The organism is Pseudomonas sp. HMSC066A08, assembly GCF_001813025.1.
GTDB lineage: Bacteria > Pseudomonadota > Gammaproteobacteria > Pseudomonadales > Pseudomonadaceae > Pseudomonas > Pseudomonas aeruginosa.
On the sequence record NZ_KV811368.1, the window covers coordinates 1 to 235 of the forward strand.

Here is a 235-nt window from a genome sequence, read left to right on the forward strand (position 1 = left end):
CTGATCGACTACGACGAGGTCGAGCGCCTGGCCGTGGAGCATAAGCCGAAGATGATCGTCGCCGGCTTCTCCGCCTACTCCAAGACCCTCGACTTCCCGCGCTTCCGCGCCATCGCCGACAAGGTCGGCGCGCTGCTGTTCGTCGACATGGCCCACGTCGCCGGGCTGGTCGCCGCCGGCCTCTACCCGAACCCGATACCCTTCGCCGACGTGGTCACCACCACCACCCACAAGA

1 pseudogene is annotated in these 235 nt (G+C 66.8%); it reads left to right on the top strand.

What is annotated here, in order from left to right:
- A pseudogene (glyA, locus tag HMPREF2886_RS28450) lies at positions 1-235 on the top strand (serine hydroxymethyltransferase); the annotation flags it as partial.